20 protein-coding genes are annotated in these 25,974 nt (G+C 34.6%); all 20 read right to left on the bottom strand.

Annotation, left to right across the window (positions count from 1 at the left end; all coding sequences use genetic code 11):
* Nucleotides 1-14 precede the first annotated feature (14 nt).
* Nucleotides 15-539: a flagellar basal body-associated FliL family protein gene (locus JYK00_RS04435; RefSeq protein WP_207567478.1), complete on the bottom strand. Its 525-nt coding sequence runs from the start codon at nt 537-539 to the stop codon at nt 15-17.
* A gap of 25 nt (nt 540-564) precedes the next feature.
* Complete coding sequence (locus JYK00_RS04440) at nt 565-1,434, bottom strand: flagellar motor protein MotB (protein WP_207567479.1); 870 nt, start codon at nt 1,432-1,434, stop codon at nt 565-567.
* Complete coding sequence (locus tag JYK00_RS04445; protein ID WP_207567480.1) at nt 1,435-2,223, bottom strand: motility protein A; 789 nt, start codon at nt 2,221-2,223, stop codon at nt 1,435-1,437.
* Nucleotides 2,223-2,435 (bottom strand): flagellar FlbD family protein, encoded by a 213-nt coding sequence (locus tag JYK00_RS04450; protein ID WP_207567628.1) that lies wholly within the window; start codon nt 2,433-2,435, stop codon nt 2,223-2,225. The genes JYK00_RS04445 and JYK00_RS04450 overlap by 1 nt, the downstream gene beginning before the upstream one ends.
* A gap of 30 nt (nt 2,436-2,465) precedes the next feature.
* Nucleotides 2,466-4,589 carry a flagellar hook-basal body complex protein gene (locus tag JYK00_RS04455; protein ID WP_207567481.1) on the bottom strand — a complete coding sequence of 708 codons (2,124 nt, stop codon included), beginning with the start codon at nt 4,587-4,589 and terminating at the stop codon, nt 2,466-2,468.
* A gap of 5 nt (nt 4,590-4,594) precedes the next feature.
* Entirely contained in the window at nt 4,595-5,260 is a 666-nt protein-coding gene (locus JYK00_RS04460) for a flagellar hook assembly protein FlgD (protein ID WP_207567482.1), read from the bottom strand.
* Nucleotides 5,235-7,679, bottom strand: coding sequence for a flagellar hook-length control protein FliK (locus tag JYK00_RS04465; protein ID WP_207567483.1), 2,445 nt, complete (start codon nt 7,677-7,679; stop codon nt 5,235-5,237). The genes JYK00_RS04460 and JYK00_RS04465 overlap by 26 nt, the downstream gene beginning before the upstream one ends.
* Entirely contained in the window at nt 7,676-8,617 is a 942-nt protein-coding gene (locus JYK00_RS04470; RefSeq protein WP_207567484.1) for a hypothetical protein, read from the bottom strand. Before JYK00_RS04470 ends, JYK00_RS04465 begins: the two co-directional genes overlap by 4 nt.
* Nucleotides 8,618-8,740: 123 nt before the next feature.
* Nucleotides 8,741-10,798, bottom strand: coding sequence for an elongation factor G (gene fusA, locus JYK00_RS04475; protein ID WP_207567485.1), 2,058 nt, complete (start codon nt 10,796-10,798; stop codon nt 8,741-8,743).
* Between the two features lie 72 nt (nt 10,799-10,870).
* The gene (gene hutU / locus JYK00_RS04480; RefSeq protein WP_207567486.1) at nt 10,871-12,520 is read right to left on the bottom strand and encodes a urocanate hydratase; all 1,650 of its coding nucleotides are present in this window, start codon (nt 12,518-12,520) and stop codon (nt 10,871-10,873) included.
* A gap of 20 nt (nt 12,521-12,540) precedes the next feature.
* Entirely contained in the window at nt 12,541-13,770 is a 1,230-nt protein-coding gene (locus JYK00_RS04485) for a M20 family metallo-hydrolase (protein ID WP_207567487.1), read from the bottom strand.
* Between the two features lie 24 nt (nt 13,771-13,794).
* The gene (locus JYK00_RS04490) at nt 13,795-15,468 is read right to left on the bottom strand and encodes an outer membrane protein assembly factor BamB family protein (RefSeq protein WP_207567488.1); all 1,674 of its coding nucleotides are present in this window, start codon (nt 15,466-15,468) and stop codon (nt 13,795-13,797) included.
* Nucleotides 15,469-15,487: 19 nt separating this feature from the next.
* The gene (locus tag JYK00_RS04495; RefSeq protein WP_207567489.1) at nt 15,488-16,654 is read right to left on the bottom strand and encodes a class I SAM-dependent rRNA methyltransferase; all 1,167 of its coding nucleotides are present in this window, start codon (nt 16,652-16,654) and stop codon (nt 15,488-15,490) included.
* A 3-nt stretch (nt 16,655-16,657) separates the two neighbouring features.
* Complete coding sequence (locus tag JYK00_RS04500) at nt 16,658-17,728, bottom strand: iron-containing alcohol dehydrogenase family protein (RefSeq protein ID WP_207567629.1); 1,071 nt, start codon at nt 17,726-17,728, stop codon at nt 16,658-16,660.
* A 12-nt stretch (nt 17,729-17,740) separates the two neighbouring features.
* Nucleotides 17,741-19,189, bottom strand: a complete 1,449-nt coding sequence (gene gcvPB, locus JYK00_RS04505; protein WP_207567490.1) for an aminomethyl-transferring glycine dehydrogenase subunit GcvPB — start codon at nt 19,187-19,189, stop codon at nt 17,741-17,743.
* Nucleotides 19,190-19,211: 22 nt separating this feature from the next.
* On the bottom strand, nt 19,212-20,531 hold the full coding sequence (gene gcvPA, locus JYK00_RS04510) for an aminomethyl-transferring glycine dehydrogenase subunit GcvPA (RefSeq protein ID WP_207567491.1): 1,320 nt from the start codon (nt 20,529-20,531) through the stop codon (nt 19,212-19,214).
* 19 nt (nt 20,532-20,550) lie between these two features.
* Nucleotides 20,551-21,864 (bottom strand): glycine cleavage system aminomethyltransferase GcvT, encoded by a 1,314-nt coding sequence (gcvT, locus tag JYK00_RS04515; RefSeq protein ID WP_207567492.1) that lies wholly within the window; start codon nt 21,862-21,864, stop codon nt 20,551-20,553.
* A gap of 160 nt (nt 21,865-22,024) precedes the next feature.
* Nucleotides 22,025-23,314: a nicotinate phosphoribosyltransferase gene (locus JYK00_RS04520; protein WP_207567493.1), complete on the bottom strand. Its 1,290-nt coding sequence runs from the start codon at nt 23,312-23,314 to the stop codon at nt 22,025-22,027.
* Nucleotides 23,315-23,327: 13 nt separating this feature from the next.
* Nucleotides 23,328-24,797 carry an apolipoprotein N-acyltransferase gene (gene lnt, locus JYK00_RS04525; protein ID WP_207567494.1) on the bottom strand — a complete coding sequence of 490 codons (1,470 nt, stop codon included), beginning with the start codon at nt 24,795-24,797 and terminating at the stop codon, nt 23,328-23,330.
* Nucleotides 24,798-24,807: 10 nt separating this feature from the next.
* Complete coding sequence (locus JYK00_RS04530; RefSeq protein ID WP_207567495.1) at nt 24,808-25,944, bottom strand: DegT/DnrJ/EryC1/StrS family aminotransferase; 1,137 nt, start codon at nt 25,942-25,944, stop codon at nt 24,808-24,810.
* Nucleotides 25,945-25,974 lie beyond the last annotated feature (30 nt).

Genomic DNA, 25,974 nt, shown 5'->3' on the forward strand with positions numbered 1-25,974 from the left:
GTTCACCTCTTTTCTTATTGTACAGAGCTAATAGCCTTTATGTAAAGATACACATCTATTACTCCATATTTCTCTTTTTCCCCAACAAATCCTGTTATTTCATTAACTGCATTTTTTATTTGTTTCTTTATTAACTCAATTCCTGCAGGTGTATTTAGTTCTGTTCTTTCTTTACTCAGGAAAATTAACATAAGAGCATCCATAATTTCATCATTTTTTTCTGCAACTGCTGCTCTACATTGTTCGCTTCCGACTTTAAATGATAAGGAGTCTATCACAGCTACCTCTTTGGCGCCTTTTAACATGAAAGTCTGATATGTGCCAGGTCTAATAACAACCGCTTTGATTTCAACTGGAGCTGTTTGTTGAGCCTGTTGTTGAGCTTGAGAAACTGTAGTATTGTTTCCAAGAAACATAATAACGCCAAGACTTACTCCCAATGAGACAACAAGAGGTATCAAAATAGGGCCTAATAATCCCATTATTCCCTTTTTCTTTTTTTGCTCCCCTGCTTGTTCTTGAATTTCTTCTTCTGGCATTCTGGCACCTCCTCAAAGTTAAAAATCACATGGCTTTTTCTCTTTTTATTAATATATCTATCCTTCTATACTTTTTTCTAAGATTTACTATTTTATTATCTGTTTCTGTTGTTAGTTTTGCTACTAATGTGTTCCATTGCTCTCTTGTTATTTTACCTGCTACCAGATCTTTTCTCATATTTTCCAGTTTATATTCGTATTCTGCGCGAAGCGCTTTGATTTCTTTTTGAATTTCAACGTCACCTTTTCCTATAGGGATGAATCTACCAGGGTTATAATAATAATCTGGATCAAATCTTCCGAGTTGAATATCTGCAATTCTTTCAAGAGATCTTTTTTGTTTTAGTTCTGTAGTGAAAAAAAGAACCACGCTTGCAGCTCTTGCAGAGCTAAGGTGCCAATTTGATTGATAAATTGAACTTTCAGGAAGTGGTAGTTCATTAGCATATCCAAATATTTCAAGTGTGTTATTGGTATGTTCTATTATCACTGCTCCTAATTTTTCTAAAAGCTTTTTAGCTTCCGCAGTTAATCTGGCACTTCCAGATTCAAATATGTCAAGATTGCTTATAATTATTAAAGTCCCTTCATCACGTTCTTCGATTGTCACTTTGCCTTTATATTCTTCTGAGATTCTTAGTATTTCCTCATAAACACCGGGTCTTTGTGAGATAAGAGGTTCTTCCTGTAAACTTCGTCCACCCATTAATACACTTGGAGGACTTCCAGAAAGAGCACTTGCAAGCCCTACAGCGACCTGTTGAAATTTTCCAGGACTTATGCTTGAAAATGCAAACAATAACACAAAAAATGTAAGTAGCAACGTCACCATATCTCCATATGTAGTCATCCAGGCTGGTGCACCTTTTGGACATTCACACTTTTTATTTGCCATTTACGCAGTAGCCTCCTGAGTAGCTGCTTCATATTGTTCTCTGAGATTTGCCGGTAAAAATGCCTTTAGCTTTTCCTCAAGAATTCTTGGGTTTTCTCCTGCCTGAATCGAGAGAACTCCTTCAACTATCATCGTTTTTTCCATTTCAAGATTTATCATTCTTTTACCTATTTTTTCAGCTAATGGAAGAGCCGCGGCGTTAGCTATTATTGAACCATACATGGTTGTAATAAGAGCAACGGCCATTGATGGTCCAAGTGAATTAGGATCATTAAGACTTTTAAGCATTTGAATAAGCCCTATTAACGTTCCAATCATACCAAAAGCCGGTGCGTATGCTCCTAATGATTCAAATAGGCCACGTTTTAGACTCATCTCGCTATTCATAACATCTATTTCTATTTGAAGCATAGATTTCAAAAGTTCCGGTTCTGTTCCATCAACAACCAGTTGTATAGCTTTTTTCATGAATGGATCGTCAATTTGTTCTATATTTTCTTCCAGAGATAGAAGACCTTCCCTTCTTGCTTTTTCAGAAAGCGAAACAAGCGTTCTTAACAAATTAATGTAATCTATTTTTGGCTCTTTAAGAGCTTCAAGACTTATCTGGACTATCTTAAATCCTATGTCTTTTGGGTTCGCTGCGATGGTAGCACCTATTGAACCTCCTATGACGATAAAAAGAGAAGGTATATTTATAAAAGCAGCAAAATCCCCTCCTCCTGAGATTATGCCAAAAAGTACCATAAACAAAGCCAGACCCACACCTGCAAGTACAGCTATGTCCATTATCCATCACCTTCCTCAATCAAAGGTGGAATATTTAAGATCTGCTTTTTATATTCTATTATTTTTTTAATTACTTCTTCTGCAGATTCATTTACAATATATTTTTTTCCATTATAGAGTGTGATAGTTGTATCAGGAAGCTCTTCAACTTTTTCAATAAAATCTGCATTCAAATAAAATGTTGAACCACTCAAAGTAGTTAACAGTATAATAGCTATCAACTCCTAAATGTTACATTATAATTATCGTCTCAAATTGACAACTTCTTGAAGAATCTGATCTGCAGTTGTAACTACTCTTGCGTTAGCCTGAAATCCTCTCTGAGCAATTATTAATTTAGTAAATTCTTCAGAAAGATCCACATTTGACATTTCAAGAGCACCTGCGACTAAAGAGCCAGCCCCACCTGATGCAGGTTGTCTTATGATCATAGAACCACTGTTAGCACTTTCTACGTAAAGAGAATTTCCTGCTTCAAGTAAACCAGCTGGATTATTGAAGATTGCCAGTGCTACTTTCCCCAGTTTGTCTGTTAATCCATTACTGAAAGTACCTATAATATCTCCGTTTTCCGCTATTGAGAATGACTCAAGTGTACCCTGAGCGTTTCCATTTTGTTCATTTACATATGCATCGGAAATGGCGGCAAATTGTGTTAAATCACTTAATCTCAGTTTTATTTTGACTTCACCATCTCCATTTTCACTTGCGTTGAACTTTATGGCGTCTATTATTTCTCCCCTATTTACTCTTCCTGTATCTGGATTGAAAGAGAATAAGCCTGTGAATCTTCCGCTTTCGTCGAATGTTAATACTCCTGCAGTACCAGAAGAGATTTCCTGCCCTGTGTCAAAATTTGTTAAGTATTTTATGGCTTCACCTGTGGCGTTTCTGATTCTAAAGGCCCATGCATTTTTGTAAGTATCATTACCGTCGTAATAATTTGCCGATAGTTTTACAAAATCTATATAAAGTGTGTATGCGTTACCAAGTGTGTCGTAAACCTGTACAGAAGTTGTATAGAATGGAGAATTGAAATCTGTGACAACAAAATTAGTCGGATTATCAGCTTCGTAAAATCTTGGCTCTCCGCTTCCAGATACTACAAGCTGATTCACTTTGTCTGTTTCATAAATTTCTATTGAGTACGTATCAGATGTGGTTATGTTACTATCATAAATACTGTATGAACTTCCATTGGAAAGTCCACCTTCTATTAAATAACTTCCTATAACCTTTCCAGAGGAATCGCGTACAAATATTCTTACATCAGAAGATGTGGTTGAACCATTATATGTAAAATCCAATTGTCCATCACTTACAGGAGTAAGAGATGATTGGGTATCAAGCTCATAACCAGTGGTTGCTACGTCAGCGGTATCAGTGGCAATTTCTATGGTGTAACTGCTCCCATTCTGTATAACCGAGGACTGAACAGTTGTAGATCCTGAAACGACGTTTTCGGTTTGAACATCTAAAATTTTCCCGTTGCTGTCTCTGATTATAAAGGTGTAGTTTCCATCTGATTGTAAAATGTTGTTTAATGTAACAGAACCGTCTGCTGAAGCTGTGACAGATAAAGTTTGTTTTATAGCACCAGATTGAACAACGTTTCCAAATTTATCGAATTTTATATAAATTTCACCGTCGGGAGTATCGTCTGAGCCATTATATATTTTAGCACGGTATATCTGGTAATCACTAAAAGGTTCTTGAAGTCCACCTATATCTCTGTCGTAAAGAATTTTTACGTCGACATTTTTACCAGCATAACCTGATAAAGTAATAACGGTTTTTTCCGGACCAACTCTTGCGTCTAAATTGTTTGATAAGCTCATAAAAGTTGTTTTTTTAGCAGCCATTGAGAGACCTGCGGAAATCTGGATATCGGAAATAGGTTTGTTTGTGTCGACAAATCTCTTTCCCGATTCTGGATCAGGTTCTGCGATCCATCCCTGAAGTTTTAAACCTGAAGTTGGTTGTATAATTGTTCCGTTAACGTCAAGATCAAAATTTCCGGCTCTTGTAAAATAAGTTTTTCCTGTACCATCCCTTAATATAAAGAATCCATCTCCCTGGATTGCCAGATCAGTCTTTTTTCCGGTGTTCTGGAAACTTCCCTGAGACATTATTTTGTCTATAGATGCGACTTTTACACCGTATCCTATTTGTTTTGGGTTGGTTCCTCCAGTTAAAGAGGAAGCTCTTTTTGAGAGTTCCAGGATTTGAGAGAATGTAGTTGCATAAGTTACCCTTGAAGCTTTAAAGCCTATGGTGTTAACATTAGCAATGTTGTTCCCTACAACGTCAATAGCCTGTTGAAATCCCTGGAGACCGGTAACACCACTGTAGATAGACCTTATCATTTATTTCACCCCTCTTCGGAAATTTCTATTATTGATGACATAGGATATAAGTTTCCATTTATAGAAACGAATATTTTCCCATCTCTAAACTGTACTGCATCAACTTTTCCACCATCCATTGCAGATACTTCTTCTAAGGTTCCATCAGGATTGACGGCGTATAAAGAGAAAGTATAGGTTCCGTCTGGAAGGCTTACTCCTTCGTTATTTCTTCCATCCCACACGAAAGATTGAAGGCCGGCATCAAGTTTTCCCAGATCTTCTTCGCGAACAACTTTTCCTGACTCATCGTATATTTTTAGTATTACGTGAGAAGGAGATTCCAGCTTGAAGATTTGTGTATCACTTGTACCATTTTTAAGTTCCAGTACATTAGATTTTACAACTGCATATTTCCCGACCATCGATGCAGCTTGAGCCTGATAAAGATATGTACTGGCTTCTACAAACTTTTGAACAGATTCACTCATGTTTGTAATTTGTTCAAGAGTGGATAACTGAGTCATTTGAGCGATAAATTCTTTATCTTTCAAAGGTTCCAGGGGATCCTGGTTTTTAAGTTGTGTTATAAGAAGCTGGAGGAATGCCTCTTTGTCAAGATCTTTAGTTACTTTCCTATCCTGGTTGTTTCCAGTTGGATAAATATTATTTATTTGTATCCAGTTCATCATCGTCTATCACCCACCTTTGTTTTTGACGTTTTTGATTTTGTTGATTATTTCTTTGTTCTTCTTGTTTTTCTTTTTGTTCTTCATACCATTCCTGTTCTTCCTTTGTTTCAATAACAAAGTCTTTTATTTCAAAGCCTAAATTCCCGAGTCTTTCTCTTAAAATATAACTTCCTTTGTCTAATAGCTCTTTTGCTTCTTTATTTTCTACCAGAAATTTGATAAGAATTTCGTTGCCTTCTTTTTCAACCTCTATTTCAATGTTTCCAAGTTCTGGGGGAGCCAGATTTATATTAGCTTTTTCTATAATTTTTGGTTGATTGAGCATTTCCTGAATTTTGTTGTAGATGTTCTCAATGTTTTTACTTTCATGAGTTAATAGTATTTGTGAAAGCTTATCAGTAAAATTTTTTCCTGTTTCGTTAAAATTAATTGTTTTATCAAAATTGGGTATCTCTTGTTGGTGGTTGTCTATAGGTTTATATGCTTTTTTAGCTGTTAGTGCTTTGAAAGTATCGCTTATATTTGGCTTTATTGAATTAGTATTTTTTGATAAATATGAAAAAGTCTTATTTGAGCGTTTTATTTCAGTTGAAAAGGTTATTTGAACTTTTCCATTATTATTTTTCTGCGTTTCTACTTTAAAACTCCTAAATTTTTTAATGATATTAGTTAATTCCTTAATTTTCGTTATTACTTTTCGTGTTTCAAATGCATAATTCTTAACGACTTTTTCATCCTTACTGGAAAATGATTTGCTTTTTATTGTTACATTCAAGTTTTGGGAAGTATTTACAATTTTTGTTATTTCTAAAGTGTTTTGAATTACTTCTAAGTCATTTTTTATGTAATTATTCGTTGCCATTGTATAACTGGAATTAACGCTATAGATTTTTGAAGAGGTTTTGTTATCTGTGCTTTTTGGACTATTTTCATTAACACCAACATTAAGAGCCTCAACGATGTTTTGGCTTTTCAAAGGTTTATTTTGAATAACCACATTATTCAGAATAACTATATTTTTAGATGTTTCTGGAATAGATGCTATTTTAGAAACATTATTTTCGAGGGATTTTACCACTTCAGAAACTTCCGGGATATTTGTAACACTTGATTTATTCATCTTCGTTTTTTTAACGGATAATTTTTCCAGATTGTCTGGTGTTAAAGCAATGTTTTGCTCTTTTTTCGTGGAAGATTTTTCTAACAAAATAGCACTTTTGGGTGTAAATCCATCTTTGATTGGTGTTTGAGCTCTTTTTTCATTAGAGAGTTTTTTTGAGGGATTTTGTTTTGAAATCTGTTGTGAACCTGCAGTTTTTTTAGAAAATAGAGATTTATAGTTTTCCTTTGTTGATTTTGGTTTATCTTCTTTTTTGTTAGGTAGAAGGGGTAGATTATTTATAGGATTATTTTGTTTGTTTTCTGGCATATGAGATGTAGTTTTGAGTTTTCTTATGATGTTTTCTGGAATGGAATCTATATTATGTGGTATAGAAAACTCGTTTGTTTTTGTTTCTTGCCTGATGTTTTTGCTGGTTGTCATAGATGTTGGGACTGACTGTTTCAGTGGGGTGTTATTTTGCACATTGTTCTTTTTAAGAGAAACTGGATATCTATTTTGATTATTTTTCAAAGTTTTTTTGCTATTTTTGATAGAATTGTTAATTTGTCCAAAATTATCATTTTTTTGATTGTTTTTTTGAGTATTTCTATAAAGTGCTTTATTTTTCTCTGCAACATCATTTTTACTTTTTTCTACTTTTTTGCCATGAAATAGCCTGCGAGCATTTTCAGTTTCTTCGATTTCTTTTAAAGCCAGATGTGATGTTATATTTTTCTCGGCGCTTTTTTTGCTATTTATATTATTTTTTTTCGATTTCAGTGTTTGATCAGTTTTACTTTCTTCAGGTTTCTTTGTAATAACAATTTCTTTGTTTTCTTTATGTATCTCGGGTAATTGTTTGTTATTTTGATTTACTTTAGAAGAAATGTTTACTTCTTTTAAAGGCAGGAGTATAGTTTTTGCGTCAAAGTTTTTATTTTTAACATCATTCTTTTTTGTAGATTCACTACTATTAAAACTTTTTTTGTTAGTATTTTCATCAGACTCTTTTTGAAAAGTTTCATGAGGCGCTTTAGTTCCCTTATTTAGTGATTTTATTGTACTTTCAATAACTTTTTTAATACTTTTAGAATCTTTTACCGTAATGTTTTTATTGGATTCAGATATGTTATTCTCATCTTTAAAAGAATGCTGGATAATCCGGGATAATTTTACTTTGTTTACTTTACTTTTAATGTCTTTTAAAATATCAGAAAAAAGGACCTTTTCCTCAGCCTTTTGAGGAGTTTGACTGGAATTAGTATTCAAATTTTTCTGGTTTTTTATTAATGCGATAGTTTTCAAAAGATCTGTCATTGGTTACCACTCCTGCTTATTATTTCTGCAAATAACTTTTCATCTTTTTCTTTTATAATTTGAAGAATCCTGGAACCTGTTTGTGGAGAAGTTTTAGATATTATATAGTAAGCTATATATGGTTTGTCTTTAAAGAAAAATATTAAATCAATAAGTTCATTTTCGCTTAGATTAGAGATAAAATATCTTATACTTTTATCAAAGCCTTCGAGCGATACAATAGATTTTTCAAGCTCGTATAAATTGCGTATCCTTTCTTCTAATTGAGAAATTTTGTCGTCAAGTTCTTTTTTTATTTCAGTGATACTACCCATTAGATTAGCAGTTTGGGCTGCTTTTGTTGGGTTTACACTTGCCAGTGCCTGAAGCATGTCACTGCGTAATTCCGGGGAAAGTTTATCAAATACTACTGCCAGAGTTTCTGGCGTTATTTCATTGCTGTTCATTAAAGGAATGAGTTTTTGAGCATCACCATTGGAAAAAACTTCTACAAGAGAATCTATTTTGTTGGGTTGTGTTAATTTTTGAACTTTTTGGAGTTCTTCCTGAATCTTTTTGTCTTTCCATTCATCTTCTATTGCTTTTAAAAGCGAATACATTTTTTGATTTTTTTCTTCCTGTATTTTAGCTTCATTTAGAGTGTTTCTGGCTTCTTCCAATATTTTCTGGAAATTTTCTTTATATTGAGACAGAGTAGTTGAAAAATAATCCTGTGGTTTTAACACCTTAAGAGGTTCGTACTTTATAAACTTATTTAAAAGAGGAATCTTTGAGAAAATATACGAGACATAGCTCCTCCAGTACTGAAAAATTTTTGCATCGCTATTGTAAACCCTCTTTATTTCGAAATTAAAATAAGAAATAGAAAACAGATTTAAGAATATAAGGATTACTATTATAAAGGCAATAATTTTTCCTATTATAGGTTTTTTTGCCATGAAATACCTCCATTTATGTTTCTATTTATCCTATGATATTTTTCTATTTCAGGGTTTTAAAATCCTTAAAAATAAAAAAAGCGCTGCTGTGCAGCAGCGCTTTTGGGATAATTGTGTTTTTTATTATTCTTGTTCTAATTCTCTTTTTCTTTCCTGTATAATTTTTTCCTGGACATTTGGTGGTACAATGTCGTATTTAAGAAACTTCATAGTAAAGTATCCTCTACCACTTGTTATGGAGGAGAGTCTACCTGAAAAATCAAGCATTTCTGCGAGTGGAACCTCTGCCATAACCTTTGTGGTTCCTTTTCCAGCAGGTTCCATTCCCAGAGGTCTACCGCGTCTTGAGCTGATTTCTCCCATAATATCACCGGCGTTTTCATCTGGAGCAAACACTTCTACTTCCATTATAGGTTCAAGTATTACAGGACGTGCTTGTTCTGTAGCTTTTCTGAATGCCTGAATGGCGGCTATCTGGAAAGAGATATCTGAAGAATCTACTTCATGGTATGAACCGTCAAAAAGTGTTACACGAACATCAACCACTGGATATCCAGCAAGTGATCCTTTTTTCATGGCTTCGCGTATACCTTTTTCTACAGATGGGATAAAGTTCTTGGGTATAACTCCACCAACTATTTTATCTACAAATTCAAAACCGCTTCCTCTTTCTATTGGTTCAATTTCAATCTTAACATGCCCGTATTGTCCGTGACCACCAGTTTGTTTTTTATGTTTGTGTTCTCCTATGGCTTTTGTTGTTATTGTTTCTCTGTAAGCTATTTTTGGTTTTCCAATTTCTACGTCTACTCCAAAGATACTTTTTAGTTTTTCTACCATTGCTTCTAAATGAATACTTCCTACTCCAGATATAACAGTTTCAGAAGTTTCTGGATCAAATTCCCATTTAAATGTTGGATCAGAATCTGCTAACCTTGCCAGTCCGTTGCTTATTTTATCGATATCGGATTTGGATTTTGGAGTAATACTCTTTGAAATCATTGGTTCAGGAAATGCCGGGGAAATTATTTTTAACTTTCTATCTTTATGAGTTAGTGTGTCTCCTACGGAACTTTCTTTAAGCTTTGGAATAACAATTATGTCACCGCAGGATGCTTCTGAAACTTCATTTGTCTCTTTCAGTTTTGCAAAGTAAATATGTCCGATTTTTTCTGTTGTACCTTTATTAACGTTTATTAGAGAATCTCCAGGAGTGAGTTTACCGCTGATTATTTTTATGAAACTCAATTTTCCTACAAATGGGTCAACTATTGCTTTAAAAGTATAACCAACTATTGGTTCTTCTTCAACAGGTGCTACTTCTACTTCGTCGCCAGATTCTAAGGCTGCTTTGTAGGGGAACCCTTCAGCAGGGCTTACGCCAAGAATTGCAACTGTTTTCAGGAAGATGTCAACTCCTATGTTTTTTTCTCCAGAACCGCAGAATACCGGGACAATTTCTCCAGATTTATAACCGAGTTTAAGTGTTTTAAGAAGTTCTTCGGCACTTATTTCTTCATCTGCAAAATACCTTTCCATCAGTTCTTCGTCTAATGATACAATATCTTCAATCATTGACGATTTTAATTCTTCTACTTTATCTGCTATGTCTGACGGGATGTCCGTTTCCTTAGCTTTTCCATTTTCATATATATAGGCTTTTCCAGAGAATATATCTACAATTCCTTTAAATTCGTTTTCGCTGCCTATTGGGAAAAATATTGGGACGAACTTTCTTTCAAATTTTTCTTTTAAACTTTCAAGAGTAGTTTCAAAGTTTGCTCTTTCTTTGTCCATCTGATTGATAAATACCATTATTGGTTTTTTCATACTGTTTGCAATCTGCCAGGTGCGTTCTGTTTGAATTTCAACACCTGCCGTTGCATTTACCACAGATATTATGTTTTCAGAAACAAAAAGCGCATTTATGACTTCTCCTACAAAGTCACTAAAACCAGGCGTATCAATGGCAGTGTATGTTGCATTGTTATAATCAAACGTTGCAATATGGGAAGATATACTGGCACCTTTTTCACCTTCAATAGGATCATAATCTACTTCTTTATTACCGATTTTGTCCAATTTTCCAGCTGTATATAACATAGCCGAAAGGAGGACACTCTTTCCAGAACCGTTGTGTCCAATTAGTGCAAGCGTTCTTTTCTTCTCAACAGAAGACATTGCCCCACCTCCGTTTTTTAATTTACACTGTTCATTATTATACCATAATCATTGTGTTTAATTAAGTTAGGTTTATTCAAGCATCGGGATATTGAGATTATGTTTTTTTGCAGTTTCAATAGCAATTTTGTATCCAGCATCTGCATGTCTTACTACGCCAAGACCAACATCGTTTGTTAATACTCTTTCTAATTTCTTTTGAGCAAGTTCAGTTCCGTCGGCGACTATCACCATACCAGCGTGTAACGAGTAGCCTATTCCTACTCCTCCACCATGATGGAATGAAACCCATGTAGCACCACTTGCAGTGTTTAAAAGAGCGTTTAGTATTGGCCAATCTGCTATAGCGTCGCTACCATCCTTCATGGCTTCTGTCTCTCGATAAGGGCTAGCGACTGATCCTGTATCGTGATGGTCTCTACCAATTACTATAGGTGCTTCTATTTCGCCTTTTCTTACCATTTCATTTATTGCAAGTCCAAACTCTGCTCTTTCTCCCTGACCCAACCAGCATATTCTTGCAGGTAATCCTTGCCATTTTACTTTTTTCTGAGCGAGTTCTATCCATTTTCTCAAATGATCATCATACGGGAACAATTCTAATACTTTTTTATCTGTTTTGTATATATCTTCTGGATTTCCTGAAAGTGCAACCCATCTAAATGGTCCCTTCCCTTCTGAGAATAAGTCTCTAATATACTCTGGAACGTATCCAGGAATATCGAAAGCATTTTTTACGCCATGATCGTATGCAAGCCTTCTTATGTTGTTACCGTATTCAAATACCTTTGCACCCTGCTTTTGCATATCGAGTATGGCTTCTATGTGTTTTGCAACACTTTCATATACCAGTTCAAGGTACCTTTCAGGATCTTCTTTTCTAAGCTTTATAGCATCCTCGTAACTCATACCTCCTGGTATGTATCCTATTAAAGGATCATGTGCGGCTGTCTGGTCAGTTACTATGTCAGGAATTATTCCTCTTTTTACAAGTTCAGGGTGAACATCTGCTGCATTTGCTAAAAGTCCAATAGACAATGGTTTTCCATTTTTGACATGTTCTTGTACCATTTTTAACGCTTCGTCTAAATTGTCTGTCCACGTATCTAAATAACCTGTTTTTAACCTTCGCTCAATCATGCGTTTGTCTATTTCTACTGCTAAAACAACCCCGTCATTCAAAGTTACAGCCAGTGGTTGAGCTCCGCCCATTTCACCTAAGCCGGCTGTTAAAACCCATTTTCCTTTTAAACTACCACCGAAATATTTTTTTGCGACAGCATAAAATGTTTCGTAGGTTCCCTGTAAAATTCCCTGAGTTCCAATGTATATCCAGCTTCCTGCTGTCATTTGCCCGTACATGATTAATCCTCGAGATTCCAGTTCTCTAAAATATTCCCAGTTTGCCCATTTTGGAACGAGGTTGGAATTTGCTATTAAAACTCTTGGAGCCCATTCGTGTGTTTTAAAAACAGCTACAGGTTTACCACTTTGAATGAGAAGTGTTTCGTCCATTTCTAATTCTTTTAAAGTTTCAATTATTTTATCAAAGCATTGCCAGTTTCGAGCAGCTCTCCCTGTTCCACCGTAAACAACTAAATTTGCCGGATCTCTGGCCACTTCTGGATCCAGATTATTCATTATCATTCTCATAGGCGCTTCTGTTTGCCAGCTTTTACAGGTTAATTTGGTTCCCCTTGGGGCTTTTATTGTTCTGCCCATTTCAATCCCTCCCTCTGAATTTAAAAATTAGCTCCAACATAAGCGAAAATTTTTGTATCTTCTATCAAATTATTTATTTTTACATACTCATTTGGCTGGTGAGCTGTTTCATCAATAGAAGCCCACACAGCGGCATGATATCCTGCCCTTCTTACAATAGCTGCACAGGTTCCGCCGCCTATACCTCCAACTTTTGGTTCTATGCCTCGAATATCTTTTAAAGCTTTACATAATTTTTCAACTATTTCAGAATTTTCTGGAGTTGGGGGTGCTGCCTGTTCGAACTGTTCTTTTGAAATTTCAATCTTTACATTGTGGTTTTTGGAGAATTCTTCCGCTTTTATCATTATCTCATCGTATATTTCCGCTATATTATAGTGTGGAAGTACCCTGCAGTCAAAATAAATAATATCTGTACCAGGTATTGTATTTACGTTATCTACATTATTTAATTTTTTGGTGGGTTCAAAGGAACTATAAGGATAATCAAATAGTTCATTTTTGGCGTCGTATTTTTTATGTAAGAATTCATCGAGCTCAATTGCAAATTTCATTCCTAAACGATGGGCGTTGATACCTTTTTGTGGGCGTGACGCGTGCGTTTGAATACCATAAGTTGTGATTTTCAGCCACATTATTGACTTTTCAGCAACTTCAATAAAACTTCCATCAGATTCTCCAGCATCAGGAACTATGAATATATCATCTTTGGAGAATATATTTTGCCTTAAAAGGTGCTTTATACCGTATTCAGAACCAGTTTCTTCGTCGGAAACGAAGGCTAACGCTACATTGTCCTTTGGCCTTATTCCAAGTTCTATAAGTGTTTTTATTCCATATAAGGAGGCTATTAAAGAAGCTCCGTTATCTTCAGCGCCACGTCCAAAAATTTTTCCATCCTTTACAGTTGGTGTAAACGGGTCTGTTTCCCACAACGAAAGGTCTCCTGCAGGCACTTTATCCATATGAGTTATTATCCACAGAGTTCGTTTTGCTTCAGTGCCTTTATAAAGTGCTACAATGTTTGGTCTAAATCCATATTCAACAGCGTTATCCGGGGCATCGTATCTTTTAATTTCATCAAATCCCCAGTTACTTATAAGGGATTCCAGCCATTCGGCAACCTCTTTTTCTCCGGGACCATCAGTTCTTGGATTTACAGAATTTATCGAGATAAATGTTTTCATAGATTCCACTATTTCATCGTATAAATTTTCCACTTTTTTTGCGATTAAATTTTTAAGTTCCATATTTTCCCTCCTTTGATTGTCTAATTAAAAAAGAATTGCCGAAGAGTTCCAGGAGTTTCCGTAAATACTTGACCAGGAGTTTAAAGGATTATCATTGACAAGAACAGCTGTTATTTTTTTTCCTATCAGGAAAAGTGTACCACCTTCAAGTATTATAAATTTTGTTTCAGGAAATGTTTTTTTATTAATTATTTTGTATTCTTTTTTATTAAGAATAAGTAAGGTTCCTGAACCGGTGAGTATATAAATGTTTTTCTTTCCCAGAACAAAATCAACGAGTTCTTCATCTGTTTCGAAAATTTTTTTGTCGTTTCTATAGAGAATATTTTTCATTATGTAAAATTTGTTGCCGAAATCATCAAGAAGCACAAAAGTGTTTTCTTCGGGAATAATTGCGTTTTCAGAAATAAACGCCACATTTTTTATCTTTCCTACGAAGCGGTCTTTTTTATCGTTTATCCACAAATAGCCCATTCCATCTATTACGTAAATTTTTCCGGAAAGAGAGATAAAAGGCCCTGCAAGAGGCCATTTACCAGTTTTAAGAATTTTTAATACCTTTCCATCTTTTATCTCATAAAGTGTTCCATTGTCACTTAAAGCGTATAACATCATGCCATCCCATGCTAAACCAAGAGTCACATCAGAATCAAGTTTGGTTTTCCATAGTAACTTTCCTGATAGACTGAGGGAATATATATTATCATCCCATGATGCGACATATACGTTATTCCCATCTACTGTTACATGACCTGTTACTATGAAAGGCAGTCTATACCTCCACAGTTCTTTTCCATTTTCAACAGCAAAAACAATTCCATTGGTGGTGGCAAAATAAACAGTTCCATTGTAAACAGCGGGTCGTCCAGTAATATCTGAATCAATTGAGAAAGACCAGAGTTCATTGAATGCAGGGATTTCAAGATGAGTTTCGTTTAATACAACAGCACCAAGCACTTTAAAGGGATAATTTGTTATGTTAAAATCTTTTGTAATTATAATTTTTCCAATATAAACATTCTCACCGTCAGTAAGAAGTTTTCCGTCAACAGGCACTGTTGTGGAAAAAATGAGCTTTTTTTCACTATCGTAAAAATAGACCTTTTTTTGGTGGTAAAGAACATGAGAGCCGTTAAAGACATAATCGTCGGATTTTCTAAACGTTTGCACATACTTTGGATACCTTGGGTCAGACAAATCAAAAATAGTTGTGTCAATATTTGAGAATATGGCCATATAATTCTTACTCAGTCTTATTTTTTCTATTTTTCCAGTTTCAGGAGACATAGACCATATAATTTTCCCATTTTCATATGCGACGATATTTCCTAACTGGATACCAAAAATGACATCTTTGAAGGCAAAAACATCTTTTAAATCATCTGGTAAAATTCTTATAAAATCCAGCTGATTTTCTTTTAGCCGATAAAGTCTGTTTTGTGAAAGAATGAACCCACTTCCAATATATTCTGGATTCTCAAGATACAGTTCTTTTCCAGTTGTTAAGTTTACAACACCATCATTTTTTAAAAGATATACGAAGTTATCGTAAATAAACATTCCGTTAAAGTTTCCGGTTTTAATCATTTCAAACGATTTATAAACGCCTTCTGGAGTGAGCAGGAAAACCTGTGAAAACCCTATTGAAGCTACTGTTAAAATCAAAAAGACAAGTTTGATGATTTTCAAATTTTTCACCAACCTTATTCCTCTTATTTTAATACCTGATTTTTTCTATTTCTAACAAAAAGAATTTCAAGTAATTTGTTTCAAAAATATTTAGAACTATCGGGTGATCGAAAGGTTGACCTCCCCTGTATAACGTTCTTGCAATTTTACCAGAATCGTTGGTAGCTGCGATTATTGTTGAGATAAACTCCTGTTCAGATACCACCTGCGTGCATGAAGAAGTTGCAAGAATACCTCCGTCTTTAAGGAGCCTCATTGCTCTTAAATTTATTTCTTTGTATCCTTTTAATGCAGAAAGTTTATTTGAAGCACTTTTTGCAAAAGAAGGCGGATCAACAGAAATTACATCGAACATTTTTGAACTTTTATCCAGGTTTTTAAGAAAATCAAAGGCATTTGCGTTGATAAGTTCATAATTTTCAAATTTGTTTAGTTTCATAATCTCATCCGCAATTTCTAATGCACGTTTTGAATAATCAATTAGAATAACATTTTTAGCTCCAGCCCGAAGCATATGTACCGCGAAGTTTCCGGTGTAAGAAAAACAATCTAAACAGATTTTGTTTTTACTGAAATTCCCCAGTATCATGGCGTTATACCTTTGATCCAGAAAAGCTCCTGTTTTTTGTCCTTTTGTATCTGCCAAAAACTTTATATCGTTTATCTGAAATGGGATAAGTTCTGGCCCTCTACCATAAACCCATTCTGAAATTTTTTCTAATCCTTCTTTAATACGTGAGGAGCTTTCTGATTTCTCATAAATACCAAGAGGATTAAATATTTCTATTAAGCTTTCCAGTATATACGGTTTAAGTTTTTCCATGCCAAGGGTTGTAATGTCTATCACAATATAACTTTCAAATTTGTCTACAATCAATCCAGGAAGATTATCTGCTTCAGAAAAAACGACTCTAAATGTTTTTTCTGATGTATTTCTTCTTTTTATTGCAGCTAAAATTCTTTTTTTTATAAAATCTTTGTTTATACTTTCATTTTTTCTTGTTAATAACCGAACCCTTATTTTGGAATTTGTATTTAAGTATCCCTTACCAATAAAATATTTTTCGTGGTTAAACACATTTACTATGGAACCATTTTCAACATTACCTTCTATTTTTTCAATTTCATTGTCGTATATCCAGGGATGTCCATTTTTAATTCTTGGTTTTATATTTTTTTTCAGGAAAACTTTCATTTATTATCCTCCATATAATCCGGATTTTTCAATTAACCATAAATAAGCTTCATATATCTTTTCCCTGTTGTAGTTTCCTGGGGTTATTGCTACATGAGAAGCTTTTGATACCCGTTCAGTCCAGGTTTCTAATTCTTTATCACTTACAGGGAAGCTAATTTTCACCCCTATATTTTTGAAATAGTTTAACAAACTTCCATCGAACATTTCAAGAATTTTTTTGGCAGTTTGCGTATTAGCCTGCTGGAGTTCGAATGGCAAAAATACAGCGGTAGCTAACCCATGGCGAATACCTTTTTCGGTTGTTATTGAATAACCAAGGGCATGAGCTATTGTTGTTCCTGTGATGCTTATAGATATACCTGCAAGAGTTGAAGCGAACATTATCTTTTTGCGTAATTCGTAATTTGATAGATCCTTTAAAAGTTCAGGTAATGTATCTTTTATAATTTCTATGGCCTTGAAAGAATAGAGTTCTGACATAGGGTTAGAGCGTTTTGAGACGGCAGATTCAATAGCGTGAGAAAGAGCATCAAGTCCCGTAGAAAGAGTTAATTCTTCTGGCATAGTTAAAGTGTATACTGGATCTATAAAAGATAATTTTGGGAATATAGTTTCGTGTTTGAATCCTTTTTTTTGACCATTTACTGTTAATACAGAGTATTGAGTTACTTCACTTCCCGTTCCAGAAGTTGTTGGAATACAAACTATTGGGAGGGCTGCGGAATATTTTTCGGGGTTGTACAAATCCTCTATTTCTATTTCGTTTTTGCAAAGCACGGCAACAGCTTTGGCTGCGTCCATAGGACTTCCGCCACCTAATCCAACGACTACGTCCCAGTTTTTTCCGTAAGTTTCTATTATTTTTTTAACCATTTGTTCAGAAGGGTTTTCTTCTGTTTGGTCAAATATTTCAAAATATTTTTGATTATCTTTAAATACTTTAATAACGGCTTCTAAACTTCCATTCTTTCTGGAACTTTGCCCTGTTATTATAAGAAAGCGTGTTCCGAGAGCTACCAATTCACCTTTTCCTTTTTCTATGGCATTTTCGAAATAGAATTTTGTTGGCATGTAATACAATTTTTATCCCTCCCCAAACTTAAAACGAAAGATAGGTTTTCTGGAAGCAGTAACATCATCTAATCTTTTAACTGGCGTAGTATATGGTGCATTTTTTACTAACTCTGATTTTTCACGGGCTTCTTTGAATATTGTTTCAAGAACTTCAGCAAATTTATCGAGAGTGTCTTTGCTTTCCGTTTCAGTGGGTTCTATCATAAAATCTTCATGGACAATGAGAGGGAAATACATAGTTGGGGCATGGAATCCATAATCGAGAAGTCGTTTAGCAATGTCTAATGCTTTTACACCAGTTTCTTTAGTCAATTGTTCGCATGTAGCCACAAATTCGTGCATACAGACATCAGGATATGCAATTGGCATAATTTTTTCTATTTTCTTTCTTAAATAGTTTGCATTTAAAACTGCCATTTCGCCAACCTGCTTTAAACCATCTTTCCCCATGCTTTTTATATAGGCGTATGCACGTACCATTACATTGAAATTCCCATAGTAACTTCGCATTGTTCCTATAGAATTTTTTCTTGAATAATCAAGCTTATAATTGTTTTTGGAGTCTTTTGTAAGAATTGGAACTGGTAGAAATTCTGAGAGGAATTTTTTGACTCCAACAGGTCCACTGCCAGGTCCCCCCATACCATGTGGGGTACTGAATGTTTTGTGCAGGTTGAGGTGAACAATATCAAACCCCATATCACCAGGTCTTGTTCTTCCAAGCAGAGCGTTTAAATTAGCTCCATCGTAATATAGTAGTGCTCCAGCATTATGTACCATTTCAGCTATTTTTAAAATATCTTTTTCAAAAAGGCCAAGGGTGTTAGGATTTGTTAGCATCAATACCGCTACTTCATCGTCCAGAGCTTCTTCTAAAGCTTTTAAATCTATTCTCCCGTCAGGTCCGGATTTGATTTCAATTACATCGTAACCTGCCATAGCTGCTGAAGCTGGATTTGTTCCGTGAGCACTGTCTGGAACAATAGCTTTTTTTCGTTTGTGATCTCCTCTGCTCAAATGATAGGCGCGGGTTATTAAAATTCCGGTTAATTCTCCATGTGCTCCAGCAGAAGGCTGTAATGTCATTTCATCCATTCCAGTTATTTCGCACAGCATTTCCTTTAATTCAAACATAAGTTTTAACGCGCCTTGAACTGTTTCTTGTGGTTGGTGGGGATGGATCATTGTAAAACCTTCGAAATTTGAGACATCTTCGTTGATTTTCGGATTATATTTCATTGTGCATGAACCAAGCGGATAAAATCCAACATCTACTGCGTAATTTTTAGTTGCAAGGTTTGTATAGTGTCTTACTACATCAATTTCTGTAACTTCTGGAATTTTTGGTTTTTCTTTTCTCAAAAGGTGCCCGGGAATATTAATTTCCTGAGTTTCTATATTATAATGTGGCAATTTATACCCTTTTCTATGTTCTTTTGAAAGTTCAAATATTGTCATGCTTCTTCCCTCCTATAAAATATTAAAGATGAGTTAATAACTTTTCTATAGATTCTTTTGTATTAACCTCTGTGGTGCAGCCAAGTGCCATGTTAGATAAATCAGGGAAAATTTTCTCTACAGGAAGTGGCCCTAAAATACCTTTGTTTATCATGTTTTCCCATTTTTCTGCATAATTTTCATCTACATGGAATAAAAACTCGTTAAAGAATGGAGCACTGAAAACCAGTTTGTAGCCTTTCTCTTCCAATTTTTTTGCAAGATAATGTGCACTGTTATAAGATCTCATAGCTACTTCTTTTAATCCTTCAGGCCCCATTATTGACATGTAAATAGCATTTACAAGTGCCATTAATGCATGGTTTGAACATATATTGGAAGTAGCTTTTCCTCTTCGAATATGCTGTTCTCTTGTTTGAAGAATCATTACATAACCTTTTTTTCCATCGATATCTTTTGTTTCTCCAATAATTCTTCCTGGCATTTTTCTTACATATTTTTCACGCGTGGTGAAGAAACCGATACCAGGTCCTCCAAAGTTTGGAGTTATTCCAAGCGATTGCCCTTCCCCTACTACAATATCGGCTCCAAGGTTGCCGGGAGCTTCAAGAATAGATAAAGCCACAGGTTCTGCCACAACAATAAGCAGAACTTTTTCTGGAATAGCTTCTCTGATTTTTTGCAAATCTTCTATTATTCCGAAAAAGTTTGGATACCCGACAACTACTGCCGATGTGTTTTGATCTATTTTTTCTTTTAGAGTTTCAATATTGATTTGCCCACTTTTTTCCCAGCCTATTTCTTCTATCTTTATGTTTTGTGAGCTACAATAGGTTTTACTTACCTGTTTGTACTCAGGATTTATAGCTCTTGATAAAAGTATTTTTTCTTTTCTGTTCACCCTTACGGCCGTTAATATGGCTTCTGCAAGCGCAGTTGCTCCATCGTACATTGAAGAATTAGCTACCTCCATCCCGGTTAGTTCACACATCATTGTTTGGTATTCAAAAAGCGCCTGTAATGTGCCCTGGGAAACTTCAGCTTGATATGGAGTATAAGCTGTGACAAATTTTTGATCATTAGCCAGATGATTTACAACAGTGGGTATATAATGATAATAAATTCCAGCACCTGCAAATACATTTTCAGGCTCAAAAGTCACGTTTTCCTTACTAAGCTTTAATAATTCTCTACGAATCGTAAATTCATCTTTTCCATCTGGAAGATTATATTCATTTATTGTTTTTGGAACATTTATGTAAAGTTTTTCTATTGAATCAACTCCAATTTCCTCAAGCATTTCTTTTATTTCTTCTTCAGTATGTGGGATGTATCTGTGCATTGGTATCACCGTCCTTTTTTTAAGATTTTTTTCGACTTTTTACACTGCCTCTGTAAAAAGGCATTTTGACCAGTTCAGCTTTTACCAGTTTATTTCTAATTTCTATCTCTATAATTTCTCCTTTTTTTAAGCCGCTCTTAATCAATCCCATACCTATTGCTTTGTTGAGTGTTGGAGAAAATGTACCGCTTGTTACATAACCGATCTCTTCTCCGTCTTTAAAAATTTTATATCCATGTCGAGCAATTCCCTTTTCTGTTAGCACAAATCCTTTTAAGCGCCTTTTTAATCCCTCTTCTTTTTGTTTTAACAGTGCTTCTTTCCCCATAAAGTCTTTTTCAAAATCTACAGCCCACTTTATCCCAGCTTCAAGCGGCGATATTGTTTCATCCATATCATTTCCGTAAAGAAGAAGGGAGGCTTCAAGTCTTAACACATCTCTTGCTCCTAAGCCTGCAGGGGAGACTCCAAGATCTAACAATTTATTCCAGATTTTTACAATACCGTCTGAATCAGTTGAGTAGATTTCAAAACCGTCTTCTCCAGTATAACCAGTTCTTGAAATAATGCATTCAGCGTTTTCTATAAGGGTATTTTTAAAGCTGTAATAATTAATACTTTCCAGGTCTATATTTACAATTTTCTGGAGGACTTCCTGAGCCTTTGGACCCTGTACGGCAATAAGACTATATTTGTCGGAGTGGTTTTCAAGATTAACGTTGAATTTTTCCGAAACTTTTTTCATCCAGTTAAAATCTTTTTCTATATTTGCAGCATTGACAACAAACATAACTTTGTCTTTTGAAATTTTGTAAACCAGTAAATCGTCTACAAATCCACCATTTTCATTACACATGGCTGTGTAAATTATGTCTCCATAGTCTATGTTTTCAAAGTCGTTTGTAACAAGGTAATTCGCATATTTTACGGCGTCTTCACCTGTAGCTATAAATTCACCCATATGTGATACATCAAACATGCCAACATTTTCTCGAACGCTCATGACTTCGTCTTTTATTCCTTTGTACTGGAGTGGCATATGATACCCGGCAAATTCAACCATTTTTGCACCTAATTTAATATGTTCATCGTGTAAAGCTGTATGCTTCATATAAGATTCCTCCTTATCTGGAATATATTCTAAAATTTCTTTTGCGGCATTTAAATCTTCTTTTAAAACAAAAATGCCGTAAAATGTAGATGTTCCAAAATAGGCTTTGGGTAATGGCCCCTCTAAAATTTTAGAAACAGCCGGTATCCCATGATTTTTTAAAAGATTTTCAACTAATTTTGCCTGTAATTCGCCTTCAATTTCAATTAATTTTATCCACAATGTAATAACCTCCTGGACTTTTCTAAAAAAATTTTACCACTACTGATTTTATATCTAAAGTGGTATTTTTTTTCAGTACAGTTGACTAATTACAGAGTATATTACCAAGCTTTTTTTTACATTATTTTGCTTAAAATTAAAAAAAGCCCAGAGGGCTTTTTTAGATCCAGTATTTTTCCGGTACTTCTTTTAAGTGGGAAGCATCTTTTTTCTGTCTTCCCACTTTTGCACATGGTTTCCCATCAACCTCTACAATATCTGCTGTGATATCTATTTTACTTTTCAATAATTTCGAACCAACACCGTAAACATCTACAGGTACCTCCAATTTTTCAAAAAGTTCTATTTTTTTCTCGTCAAATCCTCCAGACACGACAATTTTCAAATTATGTAGTCCAACCTTATCAAATTCCTGTCTTGCTCGCCAGACAAGTTCTGGACAAACTCCAAAAGAGCTTTCATCTTTTGGGATTACTGATCTGTCGCGTAAGCTGCCGGATGTGTCGAATCTAACGCCCCATATTTTATTTTTTCCATTTCCTATTATTGGCGATGGGTCTGTTTTTCCTAATATAAACTCTTTTTTCATATGGTATTCGTAAAATTTTTTGATTACTCGAAAAGTGGTATTGATAACATCGTTATCCCAATCTACAAGAAAGATTCTATTTACGTGTTCTGGCATATAATTATCAAAAGCTATAGATGCATCTTCTGTACTTCCGTTGTAAGCGGCTATCAGAGCGTGAGGAATAGTCCCCATTGATTCAATTCCCCAATAATCTGCGTTAGCATCCGTAGAAACTCCGAATGCACCTGCTTTTAAAGCGGCATAACCATCTGTTGCTTGGACCCAATAGTGATCAAATCGTGCGCTAAAAAACAAAACAGGTTTTCCTCGCGCTGCTTTAACAACTTTTTTTACTGCTGTTGCAGTACTTGTGGCACGGGCTATAACTCCCAATAAAACAGTTTCAAGATATCCAAAATAGGTGGGATCGCCTTCAATAGTTAATATGGGTTCTCCTTCTGAAATTTCCTGACCATCGTAAGCGGCATGAACTTTAATTTCGTTCCATTTATCTTTCCACAGCTTGTTGAGTTCCATTCTAATTTCCCATTTTTTTCTCGTAAGATTTACTATTTCATTTATATTTCCTTCTACGGAAAAGCTTTGCATAGCTTTGTCTATTTTGATTATTTCCTCAAAAAGGCTACTCGCTCTTTCTTCGTTTTCATAATAACCTGTGCAGTATTTAAGTATTGCCAATGCTTCGTCTATTCCACAAATGGTAGCATTTTGTCGTGGAAAAAACTGATAATATACTCTTGGATGGCGATTATCTTTTTTTAGTATTTCCACATACCGTGTGAAATATTTATCAGAGTAATAACCCATTCTTATTCTATCAATCGGTACTTTGAAAACTTTTGGGTGAAGGCGTGTCATGAATGACCCTCCTTTATTTAAAAGTTGGTTTTCTTTTTCTAAAGGAAACTGGTATGACCAATGCGAAAAAACCCGCTACTAATATAAACCAATCACCAAATTTTGTATAAATAGTTTCATTTTTCGAAGAACTTATGTAAAGAATTTTCCATTTTTCTTCTCGTATTGGTAGTATGCTTGTTATTCTTCCATATTTATCTATGACGCCGCTAATGCCTTTGTTTGATACCTGTACCACATATCGTCTTGTCTCAACGGCTCTAAATACGCTCTTTGCAAAGTGCTGCCATAAAGCAGTGTTAAAATCATACCAGCCATCATTTGTTATTGTTACAATAGCTTTTGCTCCATTCTTAACCAATTTTCTCGATATTTCTGAAAAGTAACTTTCGAAACATATCTGGACTCCAATTTCTGGATAACCATCAGGAGCAAATGGCTTAAAAGATTTTCCTGGAGAAAAATAGGAAACACCTTTTAAAAATTTGAATTTTTTAAATATTTTTGGATATGGGAGAGTTTCGACAAATGGAAAAAGTTTTATTTTATCGTATCGGTTTTTGATTTTTCCTTTTTCAAATAAGTAGGCACTGTTATATGAAGCACCATTAAAAGATGGGAATCCCAGGATTAATGGTTTGTTTAAGCTTAGTTTTTCTATAGCAAGACCTATTTTTGAATGACGAATATCTTCCTGCGGGAAAACTGCTTCGGGAAATATATGAAGATACTCTGGTGTAGTTGAAATAAGAGTTTGAATGTCTTTAAGAGTCTCTTCAGAACTGATATTATATTTTACGTTTTGATCTACATTTGTTTGAACAACAACAATGGGAATATTGCCCATTTCGGTGGGGAGTAGATTTGAAATAACATTATTTATCATGTATATTGCTCCAATAGTAATAAAAAAAGAAACAACGAATTTTTTGCCTGATTTAAGAGAACTGTAGAGGAAATAATTTACTAACACTATAACAAATGTCAGGCCGAGTGTTCCGAAAAATGGTAATAATTGTAAGAGTCCAATATCTTTGAATAACGCATCAGATAACCTTCCACCGGTAAATCCAATATCTCCCAGACTTCTAATGTATTCGGAAATTACATAAATTGAAGCGGTAAACAAAGCAGAAAGCGTACCTTTTCTAAATCTTTTGTAAAAGAAGCCGTACATGAAACCAAAAAATAAGAAAGGAGAAGCCTCTAATATACAAAGAAGGAGGAATATAAAAAAGCCTGTTTGGCTACTGAATCTTCCGAAAAATTCTGGAAGATTTTTAGTTAGTACAGGAATTACCCAGTATAATGTTATAAATGTTTGAACAAAAAAGTATAAAAAAGCGTATAGAGTAGTTACCCATACCTTTTTGTTTTCCATGGCTTTGAATAGTGGAATCAGTGAAAACCAGATTATTCCTCCCCATAAGAATCCAGGCATTGAAAGAGAAGTTAACAGCGAAGAAAGAATAACAAGCAACATATAATCTCCCCTAACCAAAAATTTCTATTGCTTTTGCTAAATGATACGCTACGTATTCCTGTTCTTCTTTACTTATATTACTGTGAAATGGTATTGCGAGCGTTCTTAATGATAATTGTTCTGTAACAGGTAGCATCCCTTCTTTCCATCCCATTTTTTTGTACAGTGGTTGTAAATGAACTGGTGCAAAATAATTTCGAACCTGAATTCCATGTTCTTCCATATATGACATAACTGAATTTCTATTTGTATTTTCTGGTAGTTTTACAACGTAGACAAACCATGACATATTGGTAGTGTATTCTTTCACTGTAGGGGTTTCTACATACTTCAGAATTTTGCTATAGTATTTAGCAGCTTTTTGTCTTTTCTTTATTATAGTTTCTATTCTTTTCATTTGAGAATAGCCCAGAGCAGCTGAAAGTTCATCAATTCTATAATTATATCCAAGAATTTTATGTTCAAGCCATGTGGAACTTTTGCTTCTTCCCTGATTTCTCATGGCATGGCATAACTCTACAATGGTATTGTCATTTGTGACTATAATGCCACCTTCGCCTGTAGTGATTTGCTTATTTGGATAAAAAGCAAACGCTCCTGCTTTTCCAAATGTTCCACATTTTTTACCTTTATATTCACTTCCAAGAGCTTCGCAGGAATCTTCTATTATTGTTAATCCATACTTTTCTGAAATTGATATTATGCGTTCCCAATCTAAAGGATGTCCAAATATATCGACAGCCATTAGAAATTTTACCTTTTTGGGGTTGTAGTTTGTTTTTCCAGAAAAAGTATCAGCTAAAAAGTTTTCTAAAGCATCTGGGTCCATGTTGCCAGTATCTTCTTCAATATCAATGAAAACAGGTAGTCCATTTTCGTATAATGCTACATTTGCAGAAGAGATAAATGTAAAAGAAGGAACTAACAGCACATCATCTTTTTGAAAATTAAGTGCTCTAAGGATTAAGTGGAGAGCAGAAGTCCCACTGCTTACAGCTACAGAATACTTTGCTCCAACATAATTGGATATTGAGTTTTCGAAAAGTTCAGTATATGGTCCAAGACTAAGTCTTCCACTTTTTAAAACTTTGATTACTTCATCAATATCTTCTTTGATTATATCCGCTCCTGAAAGAGAAACTTTCATATAAAACCCCCGAATATGTTAGTTTTTCTA

This window comes from Thermosipho ferrireducens, assembly GCF_017358165.1.
GTDB lineage: Bacteria > Thermotogota > Thermotogae > Thermotogales > Fervidobacteriaceae > Thermosipho_B > Thermosipho_B ferrireducens.